Genomic DNA, 15,631 nt, shown 5'->3' with positions numbered 1-15,631 from the left:
TGCCAGCCATCGGGTGGCTGGCAGAGACGGATCAGTGAGCGTGACCCACGGTGTTCAGCTGGTGAATTCGGCGGCGTGCTCCTCGAGCCAGCTGGTGAAGGTGCGCGGCGGGCGGCCGGTGAGGGTGGCGACGGTGTCGTTGACCTCGGTCGGGACGCCGTCGCAGCGACGCCAGTAGTCGAGCAGACCGTCGGCGTAGTTGGCGGGCATGTAGTCGGCCATCTGCTGTTTCCAGGCGTCGGGCGTGACCTGCTCGACAGCGATGGTGCGGCCGGTGATCTTGGCGACGAGGTCGATCTGCTCGGTGAAGGTGAGCGTTTCGGGACCGGTCAGCGTGTGCTGTCCGCCGCGGTGTTCCGGCGCGGTGAGCAGGGCGTACGCGGCAGCGGCGACGTCGATTTCGTGGATCGGATCGGCGTAGGCGTTCGGGTAGGGCAGGTTGATCGGCCGACCGGCCTTGATCGCCCAGGCCCAGCTGCGGGCATTGCCTGCGAAGGCACCCGGACGCAGGACGCTGACCGTCATCGGGGCGTCGGCGAGCCCGAGCTCGGCGTCGAGATGCGACTTCGCGACCGGGTTGGTGGCGGCGTCGGGATCGAGCACCGAGGACGAGGACAGCAACACGATGTGCTCGACCCCGGCCTCCGTTGCGGCGGAGACGAATTCGTTGATCGCGGCGGCTTCCGCATAGAGGAACACGGAGGTGACACCGGCGAGGGCGGTGGGAAACGTGTTCGGGTCTTTGAGATCCAGGGCTACGGCTGAGACGCCGGCGGGCAGCTGGAGTTCCTCGGGTCGGCCGGAGCCGACCCGGACGGCGAGTCCATCGGCGTGCAGGAGGGTGCAGAGCTTGGTGGCGACCGCGCCGCGGCCTCCGGTGATGAGGATCATGAGAAGTCCTTGCAGAGTGGTGAATTGGGATAGTTGACCATGAAAAGCGTGGGCTCAGTGCTCGGCGGGCGCGTTGCGTGGCAGCAAACGAACCAGCCCGCAGCTGGCGAGGGTGATGGCGGCGACGAGAACCAGGCTGATGGTCAGCGCGTGGACCTGGCCGGTGTCGGCGGAGTGGAAGTACACCGTGGTGATGGCGGCCGCGCCGACAGCGTTGGCGAGCTGTTGCACGGCGGTGAGTGATCCACTGGCACTACCGGTTTCGGCCTGTTCGATGTCACCGATGGTGACCCGATAAATGGTGCCGAAGCAGGTGCCGAGACCGAGGCCGAGGATCAGGATCGGCACGGCCAGCGCCCATGGGGCGACGCCCGTTCCGGCGGTCACGGCGAGCACCAGCAGCAGCCCGGTGCCGACCAGGGTGATCAGCAGGCCGACCAGGATGAGGTTGCGGCCGAGCCGGGCGATGAACTGGTGTGCCGCGACCGAGGAGACCACGATGCCGACGGCCAAGGGCGCGAGGCCGAGCGCGGCACCGGTCGGCGGGTAGCCGAGACCGAGTTGCAGGAACAGCGACAACACGTAGAGCAGGCCGGAGACCGCGGCGAAGAACACGAGACCGAGCAGCAGTCCGGAGGTGAAGCCCCGGTTCTTGAACAGCGTGGGTTTGATCAGCGGGTTGGTGGCGGTCAGCTGGCGCCGGGCGAACAAGCCGAAGCAGACGAGACCTGCGGCGAGGTAGCCGAGCGGCACGGCGCTCCAGCCATGGGCAGAGCCGTCGATGAGGCCGAACAGTGCGCCGAACATCGCGACGCCGAGCAGCCCGGCGCCGAGTCCGTCGATGGACACCGTGCGGTCGCCGCTGTCGAACGGCAGCAAGCGGTAGGCGGCGGCGAACGCGGCGCCGCCGAGCGCGATATTGATCAAAAACATGGCGCGCCAGCCGAATCCGAACAGATCGGCATCGATCAGGAAACCGGCGAGGATCGGGCCGCCGACCCCGGAAAGGCCGAGGGCGGGGCCGAACACGCTGAACGCCTTGCCGAGCTGTTCGCGGGGGAAGACGGCCGTGAGGATGCCGAAACCCTGCGGAATCAGCAGCGCGCCGAACGCGCCCTGGATCAGCCGGGCGGCGATGATCGAGGTCGGATCGAAGGCAAGGCCGCAGGCGACCGAGGCGACGGTGAATCCGGCCAGGCCGATCAGGAACAGGCGGCGCTTGCCGAAGCGATCGCCCAGTCGGCCGCCGACGACCAGCAGCACGCCGAGCGCGAGGGCGTAGCTCGCACCGAGCCACTGGATCAGCGACTCGCCGCCGAGTAGATCCCTGGCGATGGTCGGGGCGGCGATGTTGGTGATCGTGGAGTCGAGCAGGTCGAGGATCTCGACCGCGAGGATCACGGCGAGTACGGCCCACATCCGGCGGTTGACCTGGGGTGTTGCGGGGGTGGACGTGATGGTGGTCATGGGCACCTCCTTCGAGGTGGAGTAGCTTCGATCGAACTGCGATCGTTACGAACGTTGTTCGTTGATGGAACAATACGAGACGAACGCCGTTCGTGTCAAACGGCGTTCGTTACGGGCGTATGCTCGACACCATGAGAGAGAGCGGAGAGCGACAAATGAGCACAGCCACCGCTGCGGTCATGGCGGATTCGAGCGCTGCAGAGGCCCAGGCATGAACACTGCGCCCGTCAGCCGCCGGGCCCGTCCGGCGAAGGCTCCGCTGAGCCGTGACGTGATCATCGAAACCGGCCTGCGCATCCTCGATGAGGACGGCCTCGCCGCGCTGACCATGCGCCGCGTCGCGCAGGAACTGGATACCGGCGCGGCTTCGCTCTACGTCTACGTCGCCAACCGCGACGATCTGATGGCCGCCATGCTCGACCACGTGCTCGGCACGCTCGCGGAACCGACCGGCGGCACCTGGCGCGAGCGTCTGGTCGCGCTGGTCGACGCGGCGGTGGCCGCGATGAGCCGCCATGAAGGGCTGGCGCTCGTCGCGCTCGGTTCGATCCCGACCGCGCCGAACACCCTCTTGCTCATGGATCGGATGCTGGCCCTGTTCGCCGAGAGTGGGGTGGACGAAATGACCAACTCGTGGGCCGTCGACCTGCTGTTCCTGCACGTCACCGCGGCCGCCGCCGAACAGAGTGCCTACAACACCAAGGGCATGCGCGCCGAAGAACACCTCGCCGAGGTCGCCAAGCGGTTCGCCGAACTACCGGCCGATCGCTATCCGATGATCGTGGGGATGCGCGAAAGTCTGATGACCGGCGACGGCGACGCGCGCGGAAAGTGGGCGCTTCGGGTGCTTATCGAGGGCATTCTCGCCACACCGGTCACCTGAACTCTAAGATGTCAGGGGTGTCCGTGATCCGACCGGCGACCGAGGTCGATTTACCAGCCATGCAAGAGATCGAGATCGCGGCGGGTAAACCGTTCGCTGATATCGGCATGACCGCCGTGGCGGAGGATGAACCGCCCTCGATCGAAACGCTACGCGAATTCCAGCGCGCCGGGCGCGCGTGGGTGTGGGCCGACGAGGGCGACCATCCGATCGGCTACCTGGTGCTCGGCGTTGTCGATGGCAACGCTCATATCGACCAGGTGTCGGTCATGCCAGGATATCGGGGCAAACGCATCGGTAAGCAACTGATCGACCACGCCGTTTTCTGGGCGAAAGACCATGGGATGCAGTCGATCACCCTCACCACGTTCATCGACGTCGCCTGGAACGGCCCCTATTACGAGCGGCTCGGTTTCCGCTACCTGAGCGACGCGGAGCAGACGCCGGGTCTGCAAGCGATCCGCGCGGCCGAGGCGGCGCACGGCCTGGACGGCTGGCCGCGCGGCTCCATGAGCGCCGATCTCGACTCGTGGTCCTTCGACGGGACCGTCTCGGAGACCTAAGACGCGGGTGCCAGCGCGGCCATCGCGGCCGGGGTGGCGGCCGCGCGGTCTTCGGCGACCAGGCCGATGCGGGTGCGACGGTCGAGCAGATCGTCGGCGTCCAGCGCCGCCTCGTGGGTGACGGCGAAGTGGAATTCCGCTGCGGTGACATCGATTCCGGCCGCCACGGGCTTGGCGAGGGCCGGATTGTGTTGTGCCGCGGCGAGCACGGTGGCGGCTTCGCTGCCGTAGCGGTCGATCAGGACCGGTGCGGCGTCGATGCGGTCGCGGGCGGCGCCGGAAACCGCGCCCACCAAGGGAAGTCGTTTGGTGCGGCACGGTCCCGCGGCGAGTCCGGCGCGGGTGACGGCGGCGTCGACGACGTCCTCGGCCATCCGGCGGTAGGTGGTGAGTTTGCCGCCGACGATGGTGATGACGCCGGTGGGGGAATACAGGACCGCGTGTTTGCGGGAGATGTCGGCGGTGCTGTCGTCGGCGGTCTTCAGCAGTGGGCGCAACCCCGCGTAGCTGCCGCGAATGTCCTTGCGGGTCAATGGTTCACGCAGGGCGGTATTGATGGTGTCGAGGAGGAAGTCGATCTCGGGCTCGGTCGGTTCCGGCTCGTCCGGGACCGGGCCTGGCGCGTCCTCGTCGGTCAGGCCCAGGTAGACGCGGCCGTGCGCGGCGGGGAAGGCGAACACGAAACGGCTGGTGCTGCCCGGCACCGGGACGGTCAGCGAGGCGGTGAGGCCGCCGAACGACTCGGCGGCGAACACCAGGTGGGTGCCGCGGCTCGGGCGCAGCTCGATGCTTGGATCGACCTCGTCGGCCCACACGCCGGTGGCGTTGACGACCGCGCGGGCGCGCACGGTCATCGTCTCGCCGGTCATGGTGTCCCGGAGGTTCGCCGAATTGCCGGTCACGTCAAGGGCTGCCACGCGGGTCAGTACCGTCGCGCCCTGCGCGGCCGCGGTGCGTGCCAAGGCGACCACCAGGCGGGCATCGTCGACGAGCTGTCCGTCCCAGGACTGCAGCCCGCCGCGCAGTCCGTCGCGGCGCACGGTCGGTGCGAGCCGCAGCGCTTCGGCGGCCGCGACGCGGCGGGAGCGGGGCAGGATCGCGGCCGGGGTACCCGCCCCACGGCGCAGCGCGTCGCCCGCCAGGAAACCCGCCCGCACCAGGGCGCTGTGCGTGGCACCGATGCTGGGCAGCAACGGCACGAGCTGCGGCAGTGGACGCACCAGGTGCGGTGCGGTGGTGCGAATGAGAATGCCCCGCTCCACGGCACTTTCGTGGGCGATGCCGACCTGACCGCCTGCCAGATACCGCAGCCCACCGTGCACCAGCTTGGAACTCCACCGGCTGGTGCCGAACGCCAGGTCGTGCCGCTCCACCAGCACGGTCCGCAATCCGCGTGCCGCCGCGTCGAGTGCGGCGCCGACGCCGGTGACGCCGCCGCCGATAACCAGGACGTCGACCTCCGGCTTATCGCCGAGCCGTCGCAGTTCGCGGGTGCGCCGGTCCGCGTTGAGCGCGGAATCTCCCCTCGACAGTGAATCCGCCATCGTCACAGCACCTTTCGATCGGTCGGTACGAGATAGCCGTCGAGCGCGTTGGCCAGTTCGGTGTCCAGGTCGGTTCCGGCAAGCAGCGGGGCGACCGTGCCCGCCGACTGGACCGCCGACTGCGCGATCAACAGCAGCATGGTGGCCAGCTGCTCCGGGTCGCCGTCGCGAATCGACCCGTCCTGCTGACCCTCGCGAATTCCCGCGGCGAACAACTCGATCAGTGCGCGCTGGTTGCGGCCGAGACGGCCGAAGACGTAGGTGAGCATCAGGTCGGTGTCGGTGCGGAAGATCTTGCCGAACAACGGATTCGAGCGAATCTTGACCGCGCCCGCGACGATGCCCGTGACCAGCTTGGTGCGGCCGATGCCCGCGCTCGGCATGGTGGCGGCGACGATCGCGCGCAGCTCGCGCACCAGCAGTTCGGCGACCAGCGCTCCGGTGTCGGGCCAGCGCCGGTAGACGGTCGGCCTGCTGACTCCGGCCCGCCGGGCCACCTCGGTGAGGGTGGTGCGGCGCACGCCGAACTCTTCCACGCAGCGCCGGGCCGCGTCGAGGATCGCCAGGTCGATGGCGGAGAGCGCGTCGTCGTCGGCGGGGCCGGCTGGAGCGGTCAAGGCGTCACCTTCGGGAGGTCGGGTTCGTTACTGCTTGACATTCTATGTCAAACTGTAACGCATGGTCGAGACGCAGAAGCACACCGGCGAGGGATCGGCTCCGGCAAAGAACTCGGGCGTAACCGGGGGCGCGGCGAGTATGGTCTGGGATGCCTGGGGCATTCCGGCCGGACACAAGCCGTTATCGGCACAGATCCGGGGCCTCCTGACGCAGGTGTTCGGAGTGTCCGGCGACCCGGTGGCGCGCCGCGATGAGGGCGAAGTGTCACTCCGAGAGTCGGCGCTCACGCCTGCCCAACGAGACGGGTTGGTCGAGGTGGTCGGCGCGGACAACGTCTCGGCCGACCACCAAGATCGGCTGCGGCACGCGGGCGGCAAGAGCACCCCTGACCTGCTGCGTCGCCGGGCCGAGGGCCCGCAAGACGCACCGGATGCCGTCGTCTTCCCCGCCGATCACGACCAAGTACTCGCCGTGCTCGCCTACTGCGCCGAGCACGCCATCGCGGTCGTCCCGTTCGGCGGCGGCACCAGCGTGGTCGGCGGCGTCGACCCGGCCCGCGGGCGCTTCGACACGGTGATCGCGCTCGACCTGCGCAGGCTCGACGCGGTGTCGGAGATCGACCCGGTCAGCGGCATGGCCACCCTCGGGGCCGGACTCACCGGGCCGCGTGCCGAGGAACTGCTTCGCGCCCAGGGACTTTCGCTCGGGCACTTCCCGCAGAGCTTCGAATTCGCCAGCATCGGTGGATTCGCCGCTACTCGGTCGTCCGGGCAGGCCTCGGCCGGCTATGGGCGCTTCGACGACATGGTGCAGCGGCTGAAGATCGCGACACCCACCGGTGCGGTGGAACTCGGCCGCCCACCCGCGTCTGCCGCGGGTCCAGACCTGCGTGAGTTGTTCGTCGGCTCGGAGGGCGCGCTCGGGGTGATCACCGAGGTCACGGTGCGGGCACACCCGGTGCCGGAAACCACTGCCTACCAAGGATGGTCGTTCCCCGACTTCGAAACCGGCGCCGCCGCACTGCGTTCGGTCGTGCAGGCAGGTGCGGCGCCGACGGTGCTTCGACTATCCGACGAGGCCGAGACCGGGATCAATCTGGCGCGGGCCGGCGATATCGGCGGCCAAGCGATATCCGGCTGCCTGGCCATCACCACCTTCGAAGGCTCGGCGGCGCACGTCGCCGCACGCAGCGCCGAAGCGGGCGCACTGCTCACCGCCGCGGGTGGCACCGCGCTCGGCGAAACTCCGGCCGAGGAATGGGAGCACGGCCGCTTCGGCGCGCCGTACATGCGCGATGCGCTGCTGGACGTCGGCGTGCTGTGCGAAACGCTGGAGACCGCGACCACCTGGGCGAACCTCGCCAACCTCAAGGCGAAGGTGACTGCGGCGCTGACCGATTCGCTCGCCGGACAAGGCACCCCGCCGCTGGTCATGTGCCACATCTCGCACACCTACCCGACGGGTGCGTCGCTGTACTTCACCATCGTCGCCAAGCAGCTCGACAATCCGATTGCCCAGTGGCACACGGCGAAACAGGCCGTCGGCGACGCGATCGTGGCGGCAAGCGGCACCATCACGCACCATCACGCGGTCGGCACCGACCACCGCCCGTGGCTACCCGCCGAGATCGGTGACCTCGGGGTGCGCGTATTGCGCGCGGTGAAGGCGGAAGTGGACCCCGCGGGCATCCTCAATCCTGGAAAGCTGGTTCCGTGACGCAGAATTCATCCCGAGCCGTGCGTGCGGTCACCGTGGTGACCAATCGGCACGCGGGGCTCGGCGCCGGCCAGGACGTCGCGACCGCGGCGCTGGCCCGGTTACGCGAACGTGGGATCGAGGTCGCCGAGGTGCGGGCACCGTCGGCCGCCGAAACGGTACGGCTGGTGCGGGATTCGATCGAGCGCGGCAACTCCGACGCGGTGGTCTGCGTCGGCGGCGACGGCCTGATCAACGTGACCCTCGACGCCGTCGCGCGAACGGGCGTGCCGCTCGGTTTAGTCCCCGCGGGCACCGGCAACGACCTGGCCAGAGAACTCGGTGTGCCCACCGAGGATCCGATCGCCGCGGCCGATGTCGTGGCCGACGGGCGCACCAGGACCATCGACCTCGGCCAGATCGACCTGCCCGCACCGGAATCCGCGCCGATGTGGTTCGCCACCGTCACCGGCACCGGGTTCGACGCCCGAGTCACCCTGCGCGCCAACGCCATGCGCTGGCCGAGGGGACGACTGCGGTACACCGTCGCCGCGCTGGCCGAGATCTCCGGCCGGTTCACCGTGCCCTATCGGATCGAGTTGACCGGCGCGGTCACCGAAGGCCTGACGAACCCTGGTGCGGGCTCGGCGTTGGCGTCGAACGCGGTGATGGTCGCCGTCGGCAACACCCGCACCTACGGCGGCGGCATGCTGATCTGCCCGGACGCGGCGCTCGACGACGGCCTGCTCGACCTCACCGTGGTCGGCGCGCTGTCCCGATCGGAGATGCTGCGCCTGCTGCCCGCGCTGTCCGCGGGCAAGCGGCAGAATCACCCGGAGGTCAAGCAGTATCGAGCCGCCGAAATCACCCTGACCGCGCCCGGTGCTCCCGCGACCGCGGACGGCGAACCGGCGGGCATGCTGCCGATCACTATCCGTGCCGTCCCGGGCGCGCTGACAGTGTTGGTCCCCTGAGACCTTGACGCCCTGGGCTGTGTTGACGGGCAAGGCTTTCCGATGACCGCAGCGGTCTGCTATGCGGCGAACGTGACGCGCCGCATGCGATCGACGGTGATCCGGTCGATGATCACCAGCGACTCCGGCGTGGGTCGCAGGCCACCACCGGCGCGTAGGCGTTCCATCAGCCGTCGCCAGCGAAAGCAGTGCAGCACGAAGGTCATTCGATTGGACCGCCGCCCGCGTGCGTGCTGCCCGGCGCGGGCCACCGCGGTCGGCACATCGAGCAGGATCAGGTGCAGCTCCCTGCCGTAGCCCGCGGCCCAGAACGAAATGATCCGCCGCGCCCAACCGGTGGTCGCACAGTCGTGGATGACCACCGGCCCGTCCGTATCACGCAGTGCCGCACGAATTCCCGCGAAATGCGCGACATGCACGACCGGTCGCCACAGCGAATACGGCAGCCAGCCGAGCCGGTGCCGCAACCTGTTCCGGGCTTGCAGCGAGTCCAATACCATCGACCCCTCCGGCCCGCAGGATGGATCCTCGGCCTCAGTGGTCGCGCCGAAGAATCGGCGCAGCACCGTGCTCTTGCCCGCCCCGGGTATCCCGGCGACGACCAACGCCGACATGGGCGGATAGTGCAACTCGTCGACCGCCCTACCTCGTAGATCGTGCACGGCATCCGGCGCGAGGCGGGGCAGTAATGCCTCGGGGGCGAGGGCGAGCGGAGGGTTCACCTCTTCCAGGGTCCCCAGCGGCCGCCCGTCCGACAACGGGGAAAACCCTGCATTTTCACTGAGATCTCCCTGAATCGGACTAGCGGATGCGTTCACGCCTTCCAGGGTCCGCACCTGCGGCCGATCTGGCAAGAACGGACAATATGGACACGTTCGTCGACCTCACGCTAGCCGCCCAGGTGCCCGTTTTCACCGGTTAATTCGGAGATCAAGGGTAGAAAATGCCAGATTCTGAGAATTGCTTATGGATTCCCGATCCCTTCCAGTTGGGACGGTAGGCTTTCAGGTGTAGGCGGAGTCTTCGGTGTCCCTCATCCACCGAAGACTCCGCCTTCCTTTCTGTCCGATCCCGTTGTGCGGCACCATGAGCAGCCGCAGGTACGACTGCTCGGCCTCGGTCAGCAGCAGCGCACGCGCGATGCCGTCGAGTACCTGATCCGAGACGCGGGTCACTCTCCCCAGCTCCAGCCGGGTGTACTGATCGACGCTCATCGAGGCAAGCAGCGCGACCTCCTCGCGGCGCAACCCGCTCACCCGTCGCGGATTGCCGACCGGCGCGAGGCCGACCCGCTCCGGCACGATCGACGCACGCTTGGCCCTCAGGAATTCGCCGAGCTCACTCACACCGGCAAGTCTCACACGACGCGCAGGACATAACGCCAACCATGGGCATTCGGCCCGACCGTCCGGTGCCGCCTCACACCCTGCGGAAATCGATTGAGCCGGACCACTAGAATCGTCGGGTGACCAGCGCAGCCCCTGACAAGACGCGTAATCGTGCCGATGCCCTCCCCAAGAGCTGGAACCCCGGCGAGGTAGAGGCCTCGATGTACGAGCGCTGGGTAGCCGCTGGCTATTTCGCGGCCGACCCCGCCAGCGACAAGCCGCCTTATTCGATCGTGCTGCCGCCGCCGAACGTCACCGGCAACCTGCACATGGGCCACGCCCTCGACCACACCATCATGGACGCGCTCACCCGCCGCAAGCGCATGCAGGGCTACGAGGTGCTGTGGCTGCCGGGCATGGACCACGCGGGCATCGCCACCCAGACGATCGTGGAGAAACAGCTCGCCGTCGACGGCAAGACCAAGGAAGACTTCGGCCGCGAGCTGTTCATCGACAAGGTCTGGGACTGGAAGCGCGAATCCGGCGGCGCCATCCAGTGGCAGATGCGCGCGCTCGGCGACGGCGTCGACTGGAACCGCGACCGGTTCACCATGGACGACGGCCTGTCCCGGGCCGTGCAGACGATCTTCAAGCGGCTCTACGACGCGGGCCTGATCTACCGCGCCGAGCGACTGGTCAACTGGTCGCCCGCGCTGCGCACCGCCATCTCCGACATCGAGGTCAACTTCCAGGAGATCCCCGGCGAACTGGTCTCGCTGCGGTACGGCTCGCTCGACGACAACGAACCGCACGTGATCGTGGCGACCACCCGCGTCGAGACGATGCTCGGCGACACCGCGGTGGCCGTGCACCCCGACGACCCGCGCTACCAGGCGCTGATCGGCACCACCCTGGAGCACCCGATCACCGGGCGGCAGATCCCGATCATCGCCGACGACTACGTCGACCCCGAATTCGGTTCCGGCGCAGTGAAGATCACCCCCGCGCACGACCCCAACGACTTCGAGATGGGCGTGCGGCACAACCTGCCGATGCCGAACATCATGGACGAGCGCGGCCGAATCATCGGCACCGGAACCGAATTCGACGGCATGGACCGGTTCGAGGCGCGCGTCGCGGTGCGTGAGCGGCTGGCCGCCGAGGGCCGCGTGGTCGCCGAGAAGCGGCCGTACCTGCACAGCGTCGGGCATTCCGAGCGCAGCGGCGAGCCGATCGAACCGCGACTCTCCATGCAGTGGTGGGTCAAGGTCGAGTCGCTGGCCAAGGCCGCCGGTGACGCGGTCCGCAACGGCGACACCGTGATTCACCCGGCCAGCTCGGAGCCGCGCTGGTTCGACTGGGTCGACAACATGCACGATTGGTGCATCTCCCGGCAGCTCTGGTGGGGACACCGCATCCCGATCTGGTACGGCCCCGAGGGCGACGTGATCTGCGTCGGCCCCGGCGAGACCGCGCCCGAGGGCTACGTGCAGGACCCGGACGTGCTCGATACCTGGTTCTCCTCGGGTCTGTGGCCGTTCTCCACCATGGGCTGGCCCGACGCCACTCCGGAACTCGAGAAGTTCTATCCGACAAGCGTTCTCGTCACGGGTTACGACATCCTGTTCTTCTGGGTGGCGCGGATGATGATGTTCGGTACGTTTGTCGGCGACGACCCGGTGCTGACTGCGGGCAAAGAGGGCCATCAGGTTCCGTTCAAGGATGTGTTCCTGCACGGCCTGATTCGCGACCAGTACGGCAAGAAGATGTCGAAGTCGCGCGGCAATGGCATCGACCCGCTGGCCTGGATCAACGAATACGGTGCCGACGCACTGCGATTCACCCTGGCCCGTGGCGCGCAGCCCGGCGGCGACCTCTCCGTCGGCGAACAGCACGCGCTTGCCTCGCGCAGCTTCGTGACGAAGCTGTTCAACGCCACCAAGTTCGCGCTGATGAACGGCGCACGGACCGGTGAGCTGCCCGATCGCGCCCTGCTCACCGATGCCGACCGCTGGATCCTGGATCGGCTCGAAGAGGTGCGCGCCGAGGTGGATTCGGCGCTGGACAGCTACGAGTTCGGCAAGGCCTGCGAGGCGCTGTACCACTTCGCCTGGGACGAATTGTGTGACTGGTACCTGGAATTGACCAAGGTGCAGTTCGCTGAGGAAGGCCCGCGCACCGACGCCACCCAGGTGGTGCTCGGCACCGTGCTCGACGCGGTGCTGCGCCTGCTGCATCCGGTCATCCCGTTCGTCACCGAATCGCTGTGGCAGGCGCTGACCGACGGCGAGTCCCTGGTGATCGCCGCGTGGCCGCAGGCCTCCGGTGTGCCGACGGATCAGGTGTCGGCGCAACGTATTTCGGACACCCAGCGGTTGATCACCGAAATCCGCCGGTTCCGCGGCGATCAGGGCCTGGCCGACAAGCAGAAGGTGGGGGCCAAGCTGATCGGCCTGGACACCGCAGGCCTGACCGCACTGCACGACTCGGTCGCGAACCTGGCCCGGCTCACCGAGCCCGGCGACGAGTTCGCGGCGACCGCGACCGTGGAGGTCCGGCTGAGCGGTGCCACCGTCACTGTCGAGCTGGACACCTCCGGCGCCGTCGACCTGGACGCCGAACGCCGCCGCCTGGAGAAGGACCTGGCCGCGGCGGAAAAGGAATTGGCAGGCACCGCAGCCAAACTCGGCAACGAGGCGTTCCTCGCCAAGGCGCCGGAGCCGGTGGTCGCGAAGATCAAGGACCGGCAAGCGGTCGCCGCCGCCGAGGTGGCGCGCATCGGTGCCCGACTCGCAGAACTGAGCGGTAAATGAACCACGAACCCGAACCGCAGTACGGCGACGACCTGCGCCACCCGGCCGCCGGGCCGCGGCTGAGTTCCGGGCCGTCGCCGGTCGAGCTGGCCGAAATGGCGCTGGTGGAGGCCGAACTCGACACCCGCTGGCCGGAAACCAAGATCGAGCCGTCGCTCACCCGCATCGCCACCCTGATGGACCTGCTCGGTTCGCCGCAGCAGAGCTATCCGGCGATCCACGTCGCGGGCACCAACGGCAAGACCTCGGTGACCAGGATGATCGACGCGCTGCTCACCGCGTTGCACCGGCGCACCGGCCGGATCACCAGCCCGCACCTGCAGCTGGCCACTGAGCGGATCAGCATCGACAACGCGCCGATCACGCCGGCCAGGTATGTGGACACCTACCAGGAGCTGCAGCCGTTCATCGAGATGATCGACGCGCAGTCGGCCGAGGCGGGCGGTCCGGCGATGAGCAAGTTCGAGGTGCTCACCGGGATGGCGTTCGCCGCCTTCGCCGAGGCGCCCGTCGACGTGGCGATCGTGGAGACCGGCATGGGCGGCACCTGGGACGCCACCAACGTGATCGACGGGCAGGTCGCGGTGATCACCCCGATCGGCCTCGACCACACCGACTACCTCGGCACCGACCTCACCGCCATCGCGGGGGAGAAGGCCGGGATCATCAAACGCGCACCGGAGAGCCTGGTGCCGCGCGACACCGTCGTCGTCATCGCCGAGCAGGACCCGGAGGCGATGGACGTGCTGCTGCGCCGGGCCGTCGAAATGGACGCCGCGGTGGCGCGCGAAGGCGGCGAATTCCGAGTACTGGCAAGGCAGATCGCGATCGGCGGCCAGCAGCTCGAACTGCAGGGCCTCGGCGGGGTGTACGACGAGATCTTCCTGCCGCTGCACGGCGAGCACCAGGCACACAACGCGGTGCTCGCGCTCGCGGCGGTCGAGGCGTTCTTCGGTGCCGGTGCCGACCGGCAGCTCGACATCGAAGCCATCCGGGCCGGTTTCGCGAACGTGACCAGCCCGGGCCGGCTCGAGCGGATGCGCAACGCGCCGACCATCTTCATCGACGCCGCGCACAACCCGGCGGGCGCGCAGGCGCTCGCCGCGACGTTGACCGCGGAGTTCGACTTCCGCAAGCTGGTCGGTGTGGTCTCCGTACTCGCCGACAAGGACGCCGACGGCATCCTCACCGCGCTGGAGCCGGTGCTCGACGAGATCGTCGTCACCAGCAACGGTTCGCCGCGCGCGATGGACGTCGACGTGCTCGCCGACCGCGCCGTGCAGCGCTTCGGTGACGAGCGGGTGATCACCGCGCCGACCCTGCCGGACGCGCTGGAGACCGCGATCGCCATCGCCGAGGAAGTGGGCGAAGCGGGGGAGATGGTGTCCGGTGCCGGCGTAGTGGTGACCGGCTCCGTGGTGACGGCAGGCGCGACGCGCGCGCTGTTCGGAAAGGACCCCGCATGACCGAGCCTGCCCAACCCGATTCGGTACCGGCACCGACGACCGATCCGTGGAAGGGCTTCCGCGGCGTCATGGCGGGCACGCTGATCCTAGAGGCGATCGTGGTGTTGCTCGCGCTGCCGGTCGTCGGTGCGGTCGGCGGCGGAGTCACCTGGGCGTCGGGCACCTACCTGGTGGTGCTCGCCGTGGTGATGTTCCTCGGCGCGGGCGTGCAGCGCCGGTCGTGGGCGATGCCGTTCAATCTCGGGCTGCAGGTGTTCGTGCTGCTCGGCACCTTCATCCATCTGTCCATCGGGGTCATCGGCATCGTCTTCGCGGTGGTCTGGGGCTTCATTCTGGTGCTGCGCGCCGACGTGCGCGGCCGGATGGAGAAGGGTTTGCTGCCGAGTCAGCGGGCCCCGCGTTCCTCCTGAATCTGGCCGCTCCAGGACGGTTTCCGGCCGTTCGCCGCAGCGCGCCGGTGCACCGATCTCACCGCGAGTTCGGTACCCGCCGGGGGTGCCGGTTAGAGTGTGCGCCGTGACTGAGCAGACGTTGGTACTCATCAAGCCGGACGGTGTGGCCCGTGGCCTCGTCGGCGAGGTGCTGGTACGAATCGAGCGCAAGGGCCTGAAGATCGCGGCCCTCGAGCTGAAGCATGTGTCCGAGGACCTGGCCAAGGGCCACTACGCCGAGCACGCCGAAAAGCCGTTCTTCGGCTCCCTGATCGAATTCATCACCTCCGGCCCCGTTGTCGCGGCCATCTTGGAGGGGCCGCGCGCCATCGCGGCGTTCCGGCAGATCGCCGGCGGCACCGACCCGGTGGAAAAGGCCGTGCCGGGCAGCGTTCGCGGCGACTTCGCCCTGGAAACCCAGGAGAACTTGGTACACGGGTCCGATTCGCCCGAATCGGCCAAGCGCGAGATTGCTCTGTGGTTCCCGGAGTTTCCGGCCTGAAAATAGTTTGCGATTTGAACACAGTTGTGAGTGAGCGCTGCGGGCGAAGCAAAGACATAGCGCCCAGCGGTGTGCGACTGACCGAACCTCGGCGAGGTTAGTCGTGCGCCGCGGTCAGCCCGCGGCGCTCGGTATGGGATACTGACATCGGCTGCTTTTGATGCCGACTGTTCGCGCAGGTACGTGGACTATCGGGGCCATCGCAGCCGGATGACACACCGCGGTTCGATGCCGATCATCGCTGCCACGGACAAAAGGCCCGGTCGCTGGGCCCGCTGTTCGCGTCGGCACGCTGGATGAGCGCTCACAACTGTGGAGTTCAGCCAACAGCCAGGCGCCGCGTGACCAGTTAGCCCAAACCGACGAACACCATGGTGATAACCGGACATGCGGGGCGAGACCATATGACCTTGCGCCAAGCGGCGTGAGGCGAACGGACAGTGCCCCCGCGTCGGC

14 protein-coding genes are annotated in these 15,631 nt (G+C 68.3%); 8 read left to right on the top strand and 6 right to left on the bottom strand.

Annotated features, from left to right (window positions below; translation table 11 throughout):
* Positions 1-54: 54 nt before the first annotated feature.
* The gene (locus tag ACIA8C_RS33460; protein WP_397141651.1) at positions 55-891 is read right to left on the bottom strand and encodes an NAD(P)H-binding protein; all 837 of its coding nucleotides are present in this window, start codon (positions 889-891) and stop codon (positions 55-57) included.
* Positions 892-945: 54 nt separating this feature from the next.
* Positions 946-2,358 carry an MFS transporter gene (locus ACIA8C_RS33455; protein WP_397141649.1) on the bottom strand — a complete coding sequence of 471 codons (1,413 nt, stop codon included), beginning with the start codon at positions 2,356-2,358 and terminating at the stop codon, positions 946-948.
* A 211-nt stretch (positions 2,359-2,569) separates the two neighbouring features.
* Here ACIA8C_RS33455 and ACIA8C_RS33450 point away from each other — a divergent pair, with 211 nt between their 5' ends.
* Entirely contained in the window at positions 2,570-3,241 is a 672-nt protein-coding gene (locus tag ACIA8C_RS33450; RefSeq protein ID WP_397141647.1) for a TetR/AcrR family transcriptional regulator, read from the top strand.
* A 17-nt stretch (positions 3,242-3,258) separates the two neighbouring features.
* Positions 3,259-3,804 carry a GNAT family N-acetyltransferase gene (locus ACIA8C_RS33445; protein WP_397141645.1) on the top strand — a complete coding sequence of 182 codons (546 nt, stop codon included), beginning with the start codon at positions 3,259-3,261 and terminating at the stop codon, positions 3,802-3,804.
* Here the strand turns inward: ACIA8C_RS33445 and ACIA8C_RS33440 are convergent.
* Together ACIA8C_RS33440 and ACIA8C_RS33435 are read right to left on the bottom strand one after the other, a co-directional pair.
* Positions 3,801-5,348, bottom strand: a complete 1,548-nt coding sequence (locus tag ACIA8C_RS33440; protein ID WP_397141643.1) for a glycerol-3-phosphate dehydrogenase/oxidase — start codon at positions 5,346-5,348, stop codon at positions 3,801-3,803. The genes ACIA8C_RS33445 and ACIA8C_RS33440 overlap by 4 nt on opposite strands.
* 2 nt (positions 5,349-5,350) lie before the next feature.
* Positions 5,351-5,965, bottom strand: a complete 615-nt coding sequence (locus ACIA8C_RS33435; protein WP_397141641.1) for a TetR/AcrR family transcriptional regulator — start codon at positions 5,963-5,965, stop codon at positions 5,351-5,353.
* Between the two features lie 139 nt (positions 5,966-6,104).
* Between ACIA8C_RS33435 and ACIA8C_RS33430 the strand changes: the two genes are divergently transcribed.
* Both ACIA8C_RS33430 and ACIA8C_RS33425 read left to right on the top strand, forming a co-directional pair.
* Positions 6,105-7,682 (top strand): FAD-binding oxidoreductase, encoded by a 1,578-nt coding sequence (locus ACIA8C_RS33430; protein WP_397141717.1) that lies wholly within the window; start codon positions 6,105-6,107, stop codon positions 7,680-7,682.
* On the top strand, positions 7,679-8,635 hold the full coding sequence (locus ACIA8C_RS33425) for a diacylglycerol kinase (RefSeq protein WP_397141639.1): 957 nt from the start codon (positions 7,679-7,681) through the stop codon (positions 8,633-8,635). The genes ACIA8C_RS33430 and ACIA8C_RS33425 overlap by 4 nt, the downstream gene beginning before the upstream one ends.
* Positions 8,636-8,694: 59 nt before the next feature.
* Here the strand turns inward: ACIA8C_RS33425 and ACIA8C_RS33420 are convergent, their stop codons facing one another.
* Both ACIA8C_RS33420 and ACIA8C_RS33415 read right to left on the bottom strand, forming a co-directional pair.
* Complete coding sequence (locus ACIA8C_RS33420) at positions 8,695-9,357, bottom strand: AAA family ATPase (RefSeq protein WP_397141637.1); 663 nt, start codon at positions 9,355-9,357, stop codon at positions 8,695-8,697.
* Positions 9,358-9,639: 282 nt separating this feature from the next.
* On the bottom strand, positions 9,640-9,981 hold the full coding sequence (locus tag ACIA8C_RS33415) for a helix-turn-helix domain-containing protein (RefSeq protein WP_397141635.1): 342 nt from the start codon (positions 9,979-9,981) through the stop codon (positions 9,640-9,642).
* A gap of 119 nt (positions 9,982-10,100) precedes the next feature.
* On the opposite strand from ACIA8C_RS33415, the gene ACIA8C_RS33410 reads away from it, so the two are divergent.
* The 4 genes from ACIA8C_RS33410 (at position 10,101) to ndk (ending at position 15,175) form a co-directional block, all read left to right on the top strand.
* Positions 10,101-12,776 (top strand): valine--tRNA ligase, encoded by a 2,676-nt coding sequence (locus ACIA8C_RS33410; RefSeq protein WP_397141633.1) that lies wholly within the window; start codon positions 10,101-10,103, stop codon positions 12,774-12,776.
* Positions 12,773-14,242: a bifunctional folylpolyglutamate synthase/dihydrofolate synthase gene (locus ACIA8C_RS33405; protein ID WP_397141631.1), complete on the top strand. Its 1,470-nt coding sequence runs from the start codon at positions 12,773-12,775 to the stop codon at positions 14,240-14,242. Before ACIA8C_RS33410 ends, ACIA8C_RS33405 begins: the two co-directional genes overlap by 4 nt.
* Entirely contained in the window at positions 14,239-14,652 is a 414-nt protein-coding gene (locus tag ACIA8C_RS33400; RefSeq protein ID WP_397141629.1) for a DUF4233 domain-containing protein, read from the top strand. The genes ACIA8C_RS33405 and ACIA8C_RS33400 overlap by 4 nt, the downstream gene beginning before the upstream one ends.
* A gap of 106 nt (positions 14,653-14,758) precedes the next feature.
* Positions 14,759-15,175 (top strand): nucleoside-diphosphate kinase, encoded by a 417-nt coding sequence (gene ndk, locus ACIA8C_RS33395; RefSeq protein ID WP_069167833.1) that lies wholly within the window; start codon positions 14,759-14,761, stop codon positions 15,173-15,175.
* The last annotated feature ends 456 nt before the right edge of the window (positions 15,176-15,631 follow it).

The sequence above is a fragment of the Nocardia sp. NPDC051321 genome, from assembly GCF_044455225.1.
In the GTDB taxonomy this organism is placed as follows: Bacteria; Actinomycetota; Actinomycetes; order Mycobacteriales; family Mycobacteriaceae; genus Nocardia.
This window is presented reverse-complemented; position numbering and strand designations above follow the sequence as displayed.

Coding starts and splice junctions, on each gene's coding strand:
- ACIA8C_RS33460 (WP_397141651.1), bottom strand. CDS start 891: ATGATCCTCATCACCGGAGGCCGCGGCGCGGTCGCCACCAAGCTCTGC.
- ACIA8C_RS33455 (WP_397141649.1), bottom strand. CDS start 2,358: ATGACCACCATCACGTCCACCCCCGCAACACCCCAGGTCAACCGCCGG.
- ACIA8C_RS33450 (WP_397141647.1), top strand. CDS start 2,570: ATGAACACTGCGCCCGTCAGCCGCCGGGCCCGTCCGGCGAAGGCTCCG.
- ACIA8C_RS33440 (WP_397141643.1), bottom strand. CDS start 5,348: ATGGCGGATTCACTGTCGAGGGGAGATTCCGCGCTCAACGCGGACCGG.
- ACIA8C_RS33430 (WP_397141717.1), top strand. CDS start 6,105: ATGGTCTGGGATGCCTGGGGCATTCCGGCCGGACACAAGCCGTTATCG.
- ACIA8C_RS33405 (WP_397141631.1), top strand. CDS start 12,773: ATGAACCACGAACCCGAACCGCAGTACGGCGACGACCTGCGCCACCCG.
- ACIA8C_RS33400 (WP_397141629.1), top strand. CDS start 14,239: ATGACCGAGCCTGCCCAACCCGATTCGGTACCGGCACCGACGACCGAT.